Below are 15414 nucleotides of genomic sequence, written 5' to 3'. Positions count from 1 at the left end.
CTTACGCTCCATGCCCGCCTTGTCGTAGCGGGTGCGGGAGGCGGGGCCGGCCAGGGCGGCGTGTGCGGTGAGGGATAGGGCCCGCCAGACGGCCCGCGCGCAGCTCACCCACGTGCCGCCCGGGAGGCAGTCAGGCCGGAGCGGCGCTTCGATGGTTGCCATGAGCGAGCGTGACGACTTCCTGGCCTGGGTCGGCTCCGACCTGTACGCGGCGGAGCTGGCCCTCCACAACGGCGACGCGGGCCCGCGTAGAGCGCTGTGGTCCCGCAAGGAGCCGGTGAGCGTGCTCGGCGCCTGGCGCAACGCCTTCGGGCTGCGCGAGGTCGACGAGCTCTTCACCCACCTCGCTGAGAGTTTCTCCGACTGCACGTCGTACGGGTTCGATCTGCGGACGTACGACGTGGTGGGCGACCTGGCCTGGACGGCCGGCTTCGAGCGCACGTCCGTGTCCGTTAACGGCGAGCCCACGACTTACACGTTGCGGGTGACGCAGATCTACCGCCGCGAGGACGGGTGGTGGCGGGTCGCTCACCGTCATGGGGACGAAGGACCATGACCGGCCCTTCCAGGCTCCGCCGTTCCGTACTGCACATCAGCCTTCTGCGCAGCGAACTGCACATCAGCCTTCTGCGCAGCGAAGCGCCCTGAACTTCGGTGTGCGCCGACAAGCAACGCACCCGCCCCGCGCAGACCCATCCACCGACGGGACACGTCAATAGTCGTCGAACTTCCCGGAGGGCAGGCCGGGGTGTCACGTGCTTCTTCACGCTGCGGCGGCCAGTGAGTCCGCCAGCCGGCGTCGCGCCGCTCGTGCGGCCGGTACCGCGGCGAGCCCGGCCGAGCCGATGACGACGGCCACGGCGAAGAACATCAACAGTGGCGGTGGCGGGCTTTGGGCGATACCCGCTCCGATGCCGCTCGATCGTCCTTGGGTGTTGATGAGCCAGCGGGCCAGGGGGATGCCGATGCCCGCCGCTGCGGCACATGCGGCCAGGGCGGTGCAGCCCGTGGCCGTGAGGGTGATGGCGGTGATCTGACGCGGCGACAGGCCGATGGCCTTCAGCGCCAGCAGGTCACGTTCACTCTCGCGGACGGTGGCCGCGATGCTGGTGAGCACCTCGATGAGGGCGATGAGGGCGAGTACGAGGATCAGGCCTGCGACGACGCTGCGCAGCGGGGAGAGCTCGTCAGCCGGGCTGGGCACGGTGTGGACGTCGAGTCGGTCGTCGCCGGCGGTGAGCACGTGGCGCGCGACCGTGTGCGGGTCGGCGCCCGGTCGGAGACGGACCTGATAGAGAGCGGGGCCGAGGCTGGGGTCGTTCTCGCGCAGGGTGTCGAGAGAGGTGGTGATGACGCGGCCGGCGTTCTCCGGCTCGATACTGCGGCCCACGATGTGCAGGACCTGGGGCTGGTCGCCGACTGTCACACGGATCCAGTCACCCACGTGCACATTCAGCAGGTCCAGAAGCCCCTGCCCGGCCACGGCCTCGTCGTGTGCTGTCGCAGCCTTGCCTTCGGCGAGCGAGACGGGATAGGGGGAGTGGCGGGTGCCGAGTCCGCGCAGGGCGATCGTGGCCGTCTGCCCCGGGACCAGGGCGGCGACTTCCGCGCCCGGATAGACCGCGTCGATCTGCGCTGTGCCGAGCAGCAGTTCGCGGACTTCCCTGTCGCTGAGTCCCTCGTGGGTGCGGACGGTCAGGGCGGCCGGAGCGCCGAACTTCTCGGGTTGGCTGTGGAAGCGGTCGAGGGTGGTCCAGGCGCTCACGGCCACGACGATCAGCAGCAGGGGCAGTGCCAGGCGTGCCACGCTGGAGGCGAAGCGGATCGGCCGGGCGATCAACGTGTGCAGGCCCAGGACCAGGGCGGCCGGTACGCCGCCGCCGATGGCCCGCCGTGTCGCCGCGGACAGGGGCCGCGCCGTGCTGAATGACGTGCGGTGTGTGGTCCGGGGGCGACTGCGCTGCGGGCGTCGGCCGGAGCGGAGCGCGCGCGGGCGGGAGATCGCCGGGGCGCGGACTCCGGGCACCGGGGGTACCCGCCCCGCCCGCCAGGCGGCGAGGCCGGTCGTCGCGGCGATGAACAGCACGACCCCCACCGGGATGAGGATCTGTGCCGCGGTGTGTCCGGGAAGGACGCGCCACACCTGGACGGCGTCTCCCAGCCGCCCCGGCAGGTGGGAGCCGGCGGTCTCTGTGACCGCTGCGGCCGTCAGTGCTCCGACCACGGCGTAGGCGACGTGCTGGCACAGGAAGGTGCGGACGACCTGTCCGGGAGTGAAGCCGACGGCTTTGAGGACGGATATGTCGCGGAGATGGCCGCGGATACGGGTGCCGATGGCGCCGTGCACCGCGAGCCCGGCGGCGAGCAGTGAGCCGACACCGAACAGACCGAGCACCTGGCCGATGAGGCGGTTCTCGCCCTGTGCCTCGCCCCGCGCCTGCTGCCAGGTGGAGACGTCGTCGATCGCACCGGCGCCCAGGACGGTGACGGCGCGTTGTATCGCGTAGTCCGTGTCGTCCGGATGGATCAGCCGCAGCCCGATGACCTGGCCGTCCGGACGCTGCACAGCGGCCGGCAGTGCCCAGACGAGCCCGGGTTTCCCACCGGGCCTGTAGTGGGTCTCGGCACTGTCGGCGATGCCGACGACGGTGATCTTTTCTGCGGTGCCCTTCAGGGTGAGCGCGTCTCCGGGGCTCGCGAGCAAGGCGCGAGCCAGTTGGCTTTCCAGCACCACGCCTCGGGGGGTGCGCGGGTCGAGCCAGTGGCCGGCCGTCAGCAGCGGCCGGTCGACGCCGGGCAGGCTCGGGGTGGCCCGTAGTTCCACCGAGGCGCGGGCGCCCCGGGAGGCGAGGGTGGTGCTGCTGGTGGCGTACGGTCCGGCGGCGGCCTCGACGCCGTCCACGGCTGACAGCTTCTCGAGGTCGGTGGAGGTGCCGGTGTGGATCCAGACGTGCGCTCCGCGTGTCTGGGAGAAGACACGTTGCCAGGGGTTGGTGGCATAGCCGAAGAGTGCGGTGGCCAGCAGCAGCGACATGGCGATGCCGCAGGTGGCCAGCACCAGGAACAGAGCTTCGCCCCGGTGTGTGCGCAGATCGGACTGGGCCCAGCGCAAGGTGGCGCGCATTTCCGTTCATCCCCTCCGGTGTCGCCGTACGTGCGCACCTCAGCTCTTGAGCTTGAGCACTCCGGACGTTCCCGGCCGCGGCGACGGGGTGCTGTCGAGTGTGGCGTCGTCGGCGATGCGGCCGTCGAAGAAGCTGATCACCCGGTCTGCCGCGCTGGCCAGCCGGGCGTCATGCGTGACCAGGACGATCGTCTGCCCGCGCTGGTGGAAGCGGGACAGCAGCCGCATCACCTCGCGGGTGCCCTTGCTGTCCAGGCTTCCGGCGGGTTCGTCGGCCAGCAGCAGCGGGGGGTGGTTGACCAGGGCCCGTGCCAGTGCCACGCGTTGCTGTTCGCCGCCGGAGAGTTCGGCGGGCAGGCTGCGTTCCTTGCCGGTCAGGCCGAGCTCGTCCAGCAGTTTCTGCCGCTCGGCACGCGCTTGTCTGGGGGAGAGGCCGGCAAGGAGGGCGGGCAGTTCGACGTTGTCCGCGACGGAGAGACTGGAGACGAGGTTGAAGAACTGGAACACGATGCCGATGCGTTTGCGGCGCTCGACCGCCCAGCGGGCCTCGCCCCAGGGGTCGGTGCATTCGCCGTCCAGCCAGACGCTGCCGTTGTCGGGGCGCTGCAGTCCGCTGAGCAGATGCAGGAGGGTCGATTTCCCCGCGCCGGATGGGCCGGTGACGGCCAGGAACTCACCGCGGCGGACGGTGAGATCGACATCGCGTACGGCGTGGGCCGGGCCGCTCTCACCGTAGTGGGTCTTGAGCAGGCCTTCTGCGCGCAATGCGGGAGCGGGGTGGTCGCTCACTCCAGCTCCTCCAGCTCTTCCTGGCATCGTTCGAGCCAATCGAGATCGGCTTGCAGGTGCAACATCGCGCCCTCTATGAGGAGGTGTGCGATGCGGTTGGCACGGTCTTCCTCGGCGGCCAGCTTCGACAGGTTGCGCATGGAGTTGAGGTATTGGCGGCGCTGCTTGTTGATCAGAGCGATCTGATCGGCGATGCCGGTCTGCGGGGCCAGGGCCAGCTTCATGAAGAAGTCGTCTCGGACGCGCGGCTCATCCTCTGGTCTGTCGAACCAGGTGCGGAGTTCCGCCTGCCCGGAACCGGTCAGGCGGTAGACCTTCTTGTTGGGACGGCTGGACTGCTCGACGTCCTCGCCCTCGATCAGACCCTGCTTCTCGAGACGGCCGAGGGTGACGTAGATCTGGCCGATGTTCGGCTGAGGGTACGCGGACCCCAGCAGTTGCTCAAGGCCCTGCTTGAGCTCGTAGCCGTGTGCGGGTCCTCGCGCGAGGAGTGCCAGGAGGGGCAGGCGCACTACCGCGGTCCTCCTGTCCTCGTGAAATCTTCCGGCCCCTAGTATCGCCCATACCTAACAGGTATACATGGCCCTTGACCCAGGTGATGGTGCCGGTCACGGGCGTATGGGAGGACCGATGCGGTGGATGACGACCGCGGGTAAGTGTCTCCTCGCTCTCGGTGTGGTGCTCGCCGGATGTGTCCCTGCCCACAGGCCGGGCGCCCACAGCGCAGACGCGGATCGCGGTCCGCTCACGCTGGCCACCGCCGGCGACCTGACCGGTTACCTGGGGTCGGTGCTGGGGGACTGGAACCGCGATCACCCCGACGAGCAGATCACTCTCGTACAGTTGCCGGACTCCGCCGACGAGACCCATGCGCAGATGGTCACCGACCTTCGCCGGGCAGAACACAGCCGGTTCGACGTCCTGAACATCGACGTCGCCTGGACCTCGGAATTCGCGGCGGCCGGGTGGCTGCGGCCCCTTGAGCGGGACAGGTTCCCGCTCAAGTCCTTTCTGCAGCCGGTCGTCGACACGGCGACCTACGGCAACCGGCTGTACGCCGTGCCCTATGTGACGAACGCCGGGCTTCTGCTGTACCGCAAGGACATCCTCGCCAAGGAGGGCGTGTCACCACCGCACACCTGGGCGGAGCTGGAGGAGGCCGCGAAGACCATCGCGCCCAAGTACGGCCTCGGCGGCTACGCGGGTCAGTTCCTTCCCTACGAGGGCCTCACCGTCAACGCCGCGGAGGCGGTCTATTCGGCCGGCGGAAGCATCCTCGGTGACGAGGGACGCCGCGTCACCGTCAACTCGGCGGCAGCACGTCAGGGCATCGGCTTTTTGGCGCGAGGCGTCCGGCAGGGGTGGATTCCCCGGGCGGCGCTCACCTACAAGGAAGAGGAGTCCAAACAGGCCTTCCAGGACGGCCGTCTTCTCTTCCTGCGCAACTGGCCCTACGCCTTCGCGAGCGCCTCCGCGCCCGGATCCGCCGTCGCGGGCAAGGTGGGCGTCCTGCCCCTGCCGGGGTTGGACGGCCCCGGACGCAGTGTGCTGGGCGGCTCTGATCTGGCGGTGAGCGCGCATGCGCGGCACCCGGACACCGCGGCGCGCCTGATCGCCTACCTGACCAGTGAGGCCGTGCAGCGTCAGGTCCTCACGCGGGGCGCCCTGCCACCCGTGCGGGCCGCACTGTACGAGGACCCCGACCTCGTGAAGAAGTTTCCCTATCTGCCGATTCTGCGCTCCAGCGTGCTGCATGCGGCGCCGCGTCCGAAGAGCCCGCGCTACGACCAGGTCAGTCTGGTCGTCCAGGCGGCGGTGCAGGACGCCTTGACGGGACATCAGACGCCCGAAGCAGCGGTGCGGCGGCTCAGCCGTGAGCTCGACGCCGTCAGCACCCACTGACCTCTCTACTTACCTGTTAGGTATGACTGGCGGGCGCTCCACTCCCATAGTGCGCTGAAATATGCCTATATAGCGGACCGATATCGCGCTGCTTGCGCGCTTCTCATTGACACCTCGCCGACATCGCTACTTAACATGCATGCATAACCAGTTACGGCACAGACAGGCAGTGAACATGGAGCACTGGTGGCGCGACGCTGTCATCTACCAGGTGTACGTCCGCAGCTTCCTCGACAGCACCGGTGACGGAATCGGCGATCTCGCCGGAGTCCGGGCCGGGTTGCCCTACCTGAAGAAGCTCGGAGTCGACGGCATCTGGCTGAGCCCCTTCTATCCCTCCCCGCAGCACGACCACGGCTACGACGTGGCCGACTACTGCGACGTGGACCCCACCTTCGGCGATCTGGCCGAGTTCGACCGGCTGATGTCCGCCGCCGACAGGCTCGGCCTGCGCGTCCTGCTCGACATCGTCCCCAACCACTGCTCCTCCGAGCACCCCTGGTTCCGACAGGCGCTTGCCGCCTCACCCAAAAGCCCCGAACGCGCCCGCTTCCACTTCGCCGACGGCCGCGGCCCCAACGGCGGACAGCCCCCCAACAACTGGCACGCCATGTTCGGCGGCCCCGCCTGGACCCGCGTCACCGAAGCCGACGGCCGACCCGGCCAGTGGTACCTGCACATGTTCACCCCGGACCAGCCCGACTGGAACTGGCGCAACCCCGAGACCGCCGCCGAGTTCGAGCGGGTGCTGCGCTTCTGGCTCGACCGGGGAGTCGACGGCTTCCGCATCGACGTCGCCGCCGGCCTCTTCAAGCACCCGGATCTGCCCGACTCCCACGACCCCGAAGCCGACGCCCGCACCCGCGACTCCGTCAACCCCCTCGCCTGGAACCAGCCCGAGGTCCACGACGTCTGGCGCCACTGGCGGGCCGTGTGCGAGGAATACACCGCCCGCGACGGATCGGAGCGCCTGCTCGTCGGCGAGGTCTCCGTCCCCACCGCCCGCCAGCACGCGCAGTACGTCCGCTCCGACGAACTCCACCAGGCCTTCTTCTTCGACCTGTTGAGCGCACCCTGGTGCGACGACGCCTTCCGCAAGGTCATCTCCGAGGCCATGCAGGACATCGCCGGCACCGGCTCCACGGTCACCTGGGTCCTCAACAACCACGACCAGGTCCGCACCGTCACCCGGTACGGCGAATTCACCCCCGAGGGCAGCGGCCTGGGCCCCGCCCGCGCCCGCGCCGCCGCCCTCCTGATGCTGGCACTGCCCGGAGCCGCCTACATCTACCAGGGCGAAGAACTCGGCCTGCCCGAAGTCATCGACCTGCCCGACGAGGTCCTCACCGACCCCATCTTCCGCCGCACCGGCAGCCGGGCCCGCATCCGCGACGGCTGCCGCGTCCCCCTGCCCTGGTCCGGACAGGCCTCCCCCTTCGGCTTCACCTCCGGAACCGACACCGCACGGCCCTGGCTGCCCCAGCCCGACTACTTCGCCGAGTACGCCACCGACCGCGCCCTCGCCGACACCCGCTCCTTCTGGCACCTGTACCGCGACGGACTCCACCTGCGCTCGACCCTGCCCCACCTGGGAGAAGGCTCGCTGAGCTGGCTGGAAACCCCGCCCGGCGTCCTCGCCTTCGAGCGCGGCGACGGATTCGTCTGCGCCGTCAACTTCGGCACCGAACCCGTTCCCGCGCCGGTTGCCGGCGCCCCTCTCCTCGCCAGCGGCCCCACACCTGCCGGAGTCCTCCCCGGCTCCACCGCCGCGTGGTGGATCAACGACCTCTGACTCTGCCCGCCCCTACCAGCAAGCAAAGGGACATCAACGATGATGCGACGACGTACGACCCTGCTCACCGGCTGCATCGCCCTCCCCCTGGCCCTCGGTGCCACCGCCTGCGGCGGCAGCGAGCCCGTCTCCGCGGGCGGCGGCGCCAAGAACCTCAGCGGCCAGACCGTCACCGTCGCCGGCGTCTGGTCCGGCACCGAACAGAAGAACTTCCAGAAGGTCCTCGACGCCTTCAGCGCCAAGACCGGCGCCAAGACCCAGTTCATCTCCACCGGCGACAACGTCTCCACCGTCGTCGGCAGCAAGATAGAAGGCGGCAACGCCCCCGACGTCGTCATGGTCCCGCAGGTCGGCGTACTGCAGCAGTTCGCACACAACGGCTGGCTCACCCCGCTGTCCGCCACCACCGAGAAGTCCGTCGACGCCGGCTACGCACCCGTCTGGAAGAAGTACGGCAGCGTCGAAGACACCCTCTACGGCCTCTACTTCAAGGCCGCCCACAAGTCGACGGTCTGGTACAGCCCCGACGCCTTCACCCAGGCCGGCGTCGAAGCACCCACCTCCTTCGACGACCTACTCAAGGCAGGACACACCATCTCCGACTCCGGCCTGGCCGCCTTCTCCGTCGCCGGTCAGGACGGCTGGACGCTCACCGACTGGTTCGAGAACATCTACCTCTCCCAGGCCGGGCCCGAGAAGTACGACGCCCTCGCCGCCCACCAGATCAAGTGGACCGACCCTTCCGTGGTCCAGGCCCTCACCACCCTCGGCGAGGTCTTCAAGGACAAGGAACTCCTCGCCGGCGGCCAGAAGGAAGCCCTCAACACCGACTTCCCGGGCTCCGTGGAGAAGGTCTTCGGACCCAAGCCCGACGCCGGCATGGTCTACGAGGGAGACTTCGTCGGCGGCGTCGCCCACGACCAGTTCGGCAAGACCATCGGCGAGGACGCCGACTTCTTCCCCTTCCCGCCCGTCGACGGCGGCAGGGCCCCCGTCGTCAGCGGCGGCGACGCCGCCGTGGTCCTCAAGGACGGCAAGAACGCCAAGGCCGGCATGGCACTGCTCGAATACCTGGCCACCCCGGAAGCCTCCAAGGTCTGGGCCAAGGCCGGCGGCTACCTGTCGCCCAACAAGAACGTCCCCCTGGACTCCTACAACGACGACGTCGCCCGCGCCACCGCCAAGTCCCTCGTCGAGGCCGGCGACTCCGTCCGCTTCGACATGTCCGACCAGGCACCCGCGGCCTTCGGCGGCACCAAGGGCGCCGGCGAGTGGAAGCTCCTGCAGGACTTCCTGCGCGACCCCTCCAACCCGAAGAACACCGCGGCCAAGCTCGAAGACGCCGCCGCCAAGGCCTACCAGAACTGATCGACCCATGACTGCCACGCTGATCAGACAGACGCCCCGCCCGGCGCCCACCAGCGCCCCCGACAGGGGCCGCCGCACCCGAAGGGCCCGCACCATCGCCCTTCTGTTCGTCCTCCCCGCGCTGCTCCTGCTGGGCGCACTCGTCGTCTACCCCGTCGTGTTCTCCGTCGGACGCAGCTTCTTCGACGCCTCCGGCACCCGATTCGTTGGCGCCGACAACTACACCGAGATGTTCCGCGACCCGGCGACCCTGAAGGCCGTGCGCAACACAGCCATCTGGGTCGTCGTGGCCCCCACCCTGCTGACCGGCCTGGGCCTGATCCTCGCCGTGCTCGTGGAGAAGGTCCGCTGGGCGACGGCCTTCAAACTGCTGCTCTTCATGCCGATGGCCGTCTCCTTCCTGGCCGCCGGCATCATCTTCCGCCTCGCCTACGACGAGGACCCCTCGAAGGGAGTGCTGAACGCCGCCGTCGTCAGCGTCCACGACGCCTTCAAAGGCACCTCCACCTACCCCACAGCGCGGGCCCGCGACGGCCACGGCCTCACGGCACTGAAAGACGGCTCCTACCGGACCAGCACGACCGTCGCCCCCGGCACCGGCGTGAACCTCGGCTTCGTCGGCGTCGCCCCGGACAACCTCCCCGCAGGCGCCCGACCCGCGTACCCGGCAGCCGGCCGCGAGGCGCCCACGGACACCATCAGCGGGACCGTGTACCTGGACTTCACACCGGGCGGCGGCGGCACACAAGGCAAGGTCGACCGCAAAGAAAGCGGACTGCCCAAGATGCAGGTCAAGGCAGTCGACGAAACCGGAGACACGGTCGCCACCACCACAACAGGCGCCGACGGCTCCTTCCGCTTCACCGGCCTCGAAGCCCACCCCTACCTGCTGGAACTGCCCGCCTCCAACTTCACACAGCCCTACGAAGGCGTGTCCTGGCTCGGCCCCACCCTCGTCACACCCGCGATCATCGGCGCCTACCTGTGGATCTGGACCGGCTTCGCCATGGTCCTGATCGGCGCCGGACTCGCCGCACTCCCACGCGACGCCCTGGAAGCCGCACGCATGGACGGCGCCAACGAATGGCAGATCTTCCGCCGCATCACCGTGCCGCTCCTGGCCCCCGTCCTGACCGTCGTCTTCGTCACCCTGGTCATCAACGTGATGAAGGTCTTCGACCTCGTCTACATCATCGCGCCCGGACCGGTACAGGAGGACGCCACCGTCCTGGCCACCCAGATGTGGCTGGTCTCCTTCGGCGGCGGCAACAACCAAGGCCTGGGCAGTGCCCTGGGCGTACTCCTGCTGCTCCTGGTCGTCCCGGCCATGGCCTTCAACGTCCGCCGATTCCGAAGGAGCCAGCGATGAGCACGATCCGGCGCGGACTCAGCAACACCCTCATCCAGGCAGTCCTGGCCGTGATGGCGCTGATATGGCTCACCCCACTGGCAGGCCTGCTCCTCTCCTCGCTGCGCTCGGCCCAGGACTCCGCACTGGGCGGATGGTGGACAGCCTTCTCCCACCCCGGCCAGCTCTCCCTCGACAACTACTCAGCGCTGCTGAAGAACGCGGGCATCACCCAGGCGTTCTGGAACACCGTGCTCATCTCGGTGCCCACCACCGCCCTGGTCGTTCTCATCGCGGCACTGGCCGGATACGCGTTCGCCTGGCTCGAGTTCCCCGGCAGGGACGCCATCTTCCTCGTCGTCGTGGCACTGCTGGTCGTGCCGGTGCAGATCGGCCTGCTGCCCGTCGCCAAACTCTTCGGCCAACTGGGCCTGTTCGGCTCCATCCCGGGCGTCGTCCTCTTCCACGTCGCCTACGGTCTGCCCTTCGCCATCTTCCTCCTGCGCAACTACTTCGCGGAGATACCCAAGGAGATGCTGGAAGCCGCACGCATGGACGGCGGAACCGAGTGGCGCATCTTCCGCCAACTGGTCCTGCCCGTCGGCCGGCCGGCCATCGCCAGCCTCGCCATCTTCCAGTTCCTGTGGGTCTGGAACGACATGCTGGTCGCCCTGCTCTTCGCAGACGCCTCCTCCCAACCGCTCACCGTGCAACTGCAGTCCCAGATCCGGCAGTTCGGCAGCAACGTCGACGTCCTCGCCCCCGGAGCCTTCGTGTCCCTGGTGGTACCCCTGGTGGTGTTCTTCGCCTTCCAGCGCTACTTCGTCCAGGGCGTGATGGCAGGCTCAGTGAAGTAGACCCCGACGCCAAAGGAGCCGGCACAGCGCCGGGCGCAGCCGGCCCTTTGGCCCATGCCGGAGATGACGAAACACCCGGCCCCGCGGGCTACCTGGGCACCACCCTGCACGTCCAGTCGGACCTCGACGGCCGATGGCACGCGCACCTCTCGCAAGAGTGCTCTTGGGCGCACCCCGCGGGCCCGACATCATGGAGCTGAGACAGACGGGCGGCCCCTTGACCAGGGCGCGAGGCGTGGGGCAGGAAGCCGTCACGGGCTGTCCCCGCCGATGGAGTCGTCGTCCGGGTCGTCGGTCGCGTGCAGGGTGGGCCCGAGACGTGTGGTCAGCGTGTTTCCAACAAGGCGTGTTTGTACGACGGTGCCGTCGGCGTTCGTCGTCAGCGCTGCGTAGTACCCCAACTCCGTCCAGTCCGTGGGCATGTGGAAGTAGAAGTCCGTCGCGTCGTCCGGGTATTCGTCGCGCAGCAGGGGAAGCAGGTTTTCCAGAGTGCACGTGCCGCCCAGGCCACTGATCACGACGGTCACTTGGTGCGGTGCCGTCCGCCACGCCCGCACATGGGCGTAGCCCTCCCAGCCGTTGAAGTGCCGCACGTAGTGCTCGTCGCGGATCATTTCTGGATAGGCGCGTTCAACAGCCAAGAGGAGTCCCCCCTTTTTTCTGAGTACCCGGTGCTTCAACACCCGACAACAACGGTTCCACGGTAGGGGTGAGGAGCGCCGGCGACCGTCCCAGGCAGTCGACGCAGGCTGTCCGAGGAGGTCAACGGCGGGTGCTGTGGCGGCAGTTCGCTCCCGTTCCGGGCCGGTCCGGGGGCGGCGCAGTCGCATAGGCTGGCGTGGGCGGCGCGGCGGGTGGGGGAGACTCGGGTGGACGATCGTGAAACCGGCGATCCCAGAGTGGTGTTCGCAGCAGCGCTGACCCGGCTGCGCCGGCGTCTGCCGGACGTGTCGGACGAGACCCTGGCCCGGCGGGCCAGCGCGGTGGTGCTGCCGTCCGGGCGCCGGGTCGCCGTCAACGCGCGCAGGCTTGGCGAATGGGCCAACGGCCAGTCCGTACCGCGCAAGTTCGAAGCTGTCATGGTGTTGGTGCAGGCCGTCGAGAGGACAGCTGGAGGCAAGTCCGCCGAACAGCCCACTGTGGCGCAGTGGCAGCAACTGTGGCGTGCCGCGCGGGATTACCGGAGCACTGCCGCCACGGGATCGTCGCCGCAGCCTCAGTCGCAGATTGTGATCGGCCGTCCGCCGGGTGATGCCGCCGCGCTGCGGCCGCGTGAGGGGTTGGCCGACAGTATCGACGCGGCCATACGGGACGCGTCCGTGCGGCAGATCCTGCTCACGGGCGCGGGCGGCGTCGGCAAGTCACAACTGGCCTCGGCGGCCTTCCACCGCGCCAAGCAGCGGGACGAGATGCTGCTCTGGGTGCCCGCGGGCGACCGCCTCTCGGTTCTGGGCGGTTACGCCCGTGCGTGGCGGGCGCTGTCCGGGGTGCGCATCACGGGCAGCGAGGAGGAAGCTCTGCTGCCCGGGATCGACCGCGGCGGGGACGACGAGACCCAGGCCGACCTGTTCCTGAACTGGCTGAGATCAACCGCCACGCCCTGGCTCGTGGTCCTCGACGACATCGACGATCCGGGCGAACTGGCCGGGCTCTGGCCTGCCGGAGACGCCGGTCGGACCGTACTGGTCACCCGTCGGCGGGACGCCACGCTGCTGCGGCCGGGCGTTCGGATGATTCCCGTCGGCGTGTTCACCGCCGACGAGGCCACTGCCTACCTGGCCGACCGGCTGCTGCTCGACCTGGGCCCGGCGGCCGGGCAGCACGGGTCCCAGGCGCACCGCCGCGAGGATCTGGCGGCCCTTGCCGCGGTGCTGGGCCACTTTCCGCTCGCTCTGTCCCAGGCGGCCGCCTTCCTCATCGACACAGGCATGAACCTGCCTGCGTACCTGAGCCTGCTGGCCGACCGGCGAGAGAGCGTCGCCGGTCTGCTCCCGCCCTCCTCCCCGGCGGACGAGCACGGCGGCACGATGACCGGCACACTGCAACTCGCCCTGGGGCGAGCGGAGTTGCTGGCACCTCCCGGATCCGTCCGTGCCATGCTCGAACTGATCTCGATGTTCGCGCCCGACGGCATTCCCGACGCGGTGCTGCTCGGTTCGGCGGCGCGCGACTGGCTCGGCGGTGACCCCGTCCCGGAACGAGGTGCCTTGCTGGCGTTGCGGGCACTGCACCGGTTGAGTCTGGTCACCCACCATGGACCTGCCGGAACGGCGGTCGTCGACGTGCATTCCCTCGTCCAGCGCGCGATCCGCGACGATGTACCGCCCGAACGCCGTGAACGGCTCGCCACGGCCGCGGCCGACGCGCTGGAGGAGGTATGGTCCGCGCCGGACTGCGAGCCGGAGACGGAGACCGTCCTCTATCGCAGCGCCGAAGTGCTGCTGGCGCGCGCCGACGGCCACCTCTGGCGCGCCGGCGGCCTGCATCCCCTGCTGCGCCGGTTCGGCCGGCATCTGACCGCTGTTGGCCGTCCCGCCGCTGCTCGGGACATCGCTCAGGGGCTGGCCGACCAGGCCCGGCGGCGGCTGGGCGACGGTCACCGGGACGTTCTGATGCTGAGGGCGCAGGCGGCCCAGGCGGAGGGCGACCTCGGGGGCACCGCGGCGGCACTCCGGTCGCTGGGGAGGCTACGACGCGAGGCGGAAGGCAGCCTCGGCCGTACGGATCCGGACACGCTGTTGATCCGACTGCAGGAGGCGCGCTTCCGGATGGAGTCGGGTCTCATCGACGCCGCGCTGGCCGACTTCGTCACCCTGGCCGCCGAAGCGCGGGGGGCGCTCGCCGCCGGTGACCCGGTGGTGACCGACGCCGACGACCATGTCGCGCTGTGCCGCGGGCTTTCCGGGGACGCCCGAGGCGCACGCGACGGGTACGCCGCGATCGCCCTCGAACTGGAGCGGGAGCTCGGGCCCCGCCATCCAAGGACGTTGACGGCCCTGACCAACCTGAGCCGGTGGATCGGGGAGACGGGCGATGTGCGGCTCGCTGTGACCACCCACCAGCAGGCGGTGGACGGACTGGCCTCGGTCCTCGGCCGGCTGCACCCCGACACCCTCATAGCCCGGCACAACCTCGCCTACTGGCACGGAATCGCCAACGAACTCGGCGAGGCGGTCGAGCAGTTCGTCACAGCGGCCGACGACGCCGAACTCGCGCTCGGCGCCGAGCACCCCACGACCCTGACCTGCCAGGTCAACCTGGCGTTCTGGCGAGGTGTCGCCGGCGACACCGCTGCCGCGCTGCGCAGTCTGGGGGAGCTCAGGACCACCCTCGAACGGGTACTGGGCGCCGACCACCCGCGCACCCTGCGGGCCCGGCAACAGCAGGCCGAACTCCTGTACCGCCATGGTGACCACACCACTGCCGCAGATCGGCTCAGCACCCTGCTGACCGACATGGTGCGGATCCAAGGCGCCAACCATCCGCGTACCCGAGAGGCCGAGCAACTGCTGGCGCGGTGGTCGCAGGAACAAGTAGCCGCGGTCTCGCGGCAAGAATTCAACGCGACGGAGCAGGCGTCGGCCGCCCCCGACGCAGAGTCCTGACCACCGCGCCGCCCGCCACGGCGGCAACCGTGCCGCCGATCGCCACCTCGATGTTGAGCCGCTCGCGGTCCTGGATGGAGCGGAGGTCGTCTCTGGCTCGCGCCTCGTCCTCGGGCGAGAGCTGGAGGTCGTAGAGACGATGCTCGGCGAGCTGCCGGTCGTCCTTGTTCGCGTAGGTCAGCAGGCTCAGTACGGTGAACGCGACGCCCACCACGATCATGATGACGCCCACCACGGACATGGTCCTGCGCATGATGCCTCCTGATGCGGGCGGCCGTAAGGTTGCCGCTGCTGTGCCGTGAGGCTGCCGAACCTAGAGCGAAGTCCTGTTCGCCGTCCTACGCTGCGCCCGCCGGCCCCGGCATCGAACCAGGTCAGAAACGGGCCTGCGGTTCCCGCTCCGGCCCGGTGCGGGAGCCTGGACGGGACGGTGGAGGCCCTCATTGCGCCGACGGGATCCGTCCTACGACGCAGGGCGCTGGGTAAGGAAGTCCGCGCCACCGCCCTTCGCAGAGTGCGTCGGCCTCGGCGAACACGCTCTGGACGCAGTGCGGGACGGCACATCGCACTGCTGGGAGCAGCACGAAAGCGAATCTGTGAATGGCAGCTCCGCCGCCCAGTCTCCTACG

General features: G+C 69.4%; 12 protein-coding genes. 7 read left to right on the top strand and 5 right to left on the bottom strand.

Annotation, left to right across the window (positions count from 1 at the left end; genetic code table 11):
- Window positions 1–160 precede the first annotated feature (160 nt).
- Window positions 161–556, top strand: coding sequence for a DUF4440 domain-containing protein (locus tag OG885_RS00365; protein ID WP_405724297.1), 396 nt, complete (start codon window positions 161–163; stop codon window positions 554–556).
- 207 nt (window positions 557–763) lie between these two features.
- Here the strand turns inward: OG885_RS00365 and OG885_RS00360 are convergent, their stop codons facing one another.
- The 3 genes from OG885_RS00360 to OG885_RS00350 are packed head-to-tail and all read right to left on the bottom strand — an operon-like array spanning window position 764 to window position 4425.
- Window positions 764–3124, bottom strand: coding sequence for an FtsX-like permease family protein (locus OG885_RS00360; protein WP_405724295.1), 2361 nt, complete (start codon window positions 3122–3124; stop codon window positions 764–766).
- Window positions 3125–3163: 39 nt separating this feature from the next.
- Window positions 3164–3940 carry an ABC transporter ATP-binding protein gene (locus OG885_RS00355; RefSeq protein ID WP_405724293.1) on the bottom strand — a complete coding sequence of 259 codons (777 nt, stop codon included), beginning with the start codon at window positions 3938–3940 and terminating at the stop codon, window positions 3164–3166.
- Window positions 3910–4425, bottom strand: coding sequence for a PadR family transcriptional regulator (locus OG885_RS00350; RefSeq protein ID WP_405724291.1), 516 nt, complete (start codon window positions 4423–4425; stop codon window positions 3910–3912). The genes OG885_RS00355 and OG885_RS00350 overlap by 31 nt, the downstream gene beginning before the upstream one ends.
- Before the next feature lie 118 nt (window positions 4426–4543).
- On the opposite strand from OG885_RS00350, the gene OG885_RS00345 reads away from it, so the two are divergent.
- From OG885_RS00345 to OG885_RS00325, 5 genes are all read left to right on the top strand, one after another.
- Entirely contained in the window at window positions 4544–5815 is a 1272-nt protein-coding gene (locus OG885_RS00345; protein WP_405724289.1) for an ABC transporter substrate-binding protein, read from the top strand.
- A gap of 175 nt (window positions 5816–5990) precedes the next feature.
- Window positions 5991–7607, top strand: coding sequence for a glycoside hydrolase family 13 protein (locus OG885_RS00340; RefSeq protein WP_405742508.1), 1617 nt, complete (start codon window positions 5991–5993; stop codon window positions 7605–7607).
- A gap of 39 nt (window positions 7608–7646) precedes the next feature.
- The gene (locus tag OG885_RS00335; protein ID WP_405724287.1) at window positions 7647–8975 is read left to right on the top strand and encodes an ABC transporter substrate-binding protein; all 1329 of its coding nucleotides are present in this window, start codon (window positions 7647–7649) and stop codon (window positions 8973–8975) included.
- Between the two features lie 7 nt (window positions 8976–8982).
- Window positions 8983–10344, top strand: coding sequence for a carbohydrate ABC transporter permease (locus OG885_RS00330; protein ID WP_405724285.1), 1362 nt, complete (start codon window positions 8983–8985; stop codon window positions 10342–10344).
- Window positions 10341–11180: a carbohydrate ABC transporter permease gene (locus OG885_RS00325; RefSeq protein WP_405724283.1), complete on the top strand. Its 840-nt coding sequence runs from the start codon at window positions 10341–10343 to the stop codon at window positions 11178–11180. The genes OG885_RS00330 and OG885_RS00325 overlap by 4 nt, the downstream gene beginning before the upstream one ends.
- Window positions 11181–11431: 251 nt before the next feature.
- Here the strand turns inward: OG885_RS00325 and OG885_RS00320 are convergent, their stop codons facing one another.
- The gene (locus tag OG885_RS00320; RefSeq protein WP_405724281.1) at window positions 11432–11821 is read right to left on the bottom strand and encodes a hypothetical protein; all 390 of its coding nucleotides are present in this window, start codon (window positions 11819–11821) and stop codon (window positions 11432–11434) included.
- Between the two features lie 228 nt (window positions 11822–12049).
- Here OG885_RS00320 and OG885_RS00315 point away from each other — a divergent pair, with 228 nt between their 5' ends.
- The gene (locus tag OG885_RS00315; RefSeq protein ID WP_405724279.1) at window positions 12050–14785 is read left to right on the top strand and encodes a tetratricopeptide repeat protein; all 2736 of its coding nucleotides are present in this window, start codon (window positions 12050–12052) and stop codon (window positions 14783–14785) included.
- Here the strand turns inward: OG885_RS00315 and OG885_RS00310 are convergent.
- Window positions 14739–15038, bottom strand: coding sequence for a hypothetical protein (locus OG885_RS00310; protein WP_405724277.1), 300 nt, complete (start codon window positions 15036–15038; stop codon window positions 14739–14741). The genes OG885_RS00315 and OG885_RS00310 overlap by 47 nt on opposite strands.
- Window positions 15039–15414 lie beyond the last annotated feature (376 nt).

Origin of the sequence: Streptomyces sp. NBC_00028 (assembly GCF_045041065.1) — a bacterium.
GTDB lineage: Bacteria > Actinomycetota > Actinomycetes > Streptomycetales > Streptomycetaceae > Streptomyces.
This window is presented reverse-complemented; position numbering and strand designations above follow the sequence as displayed.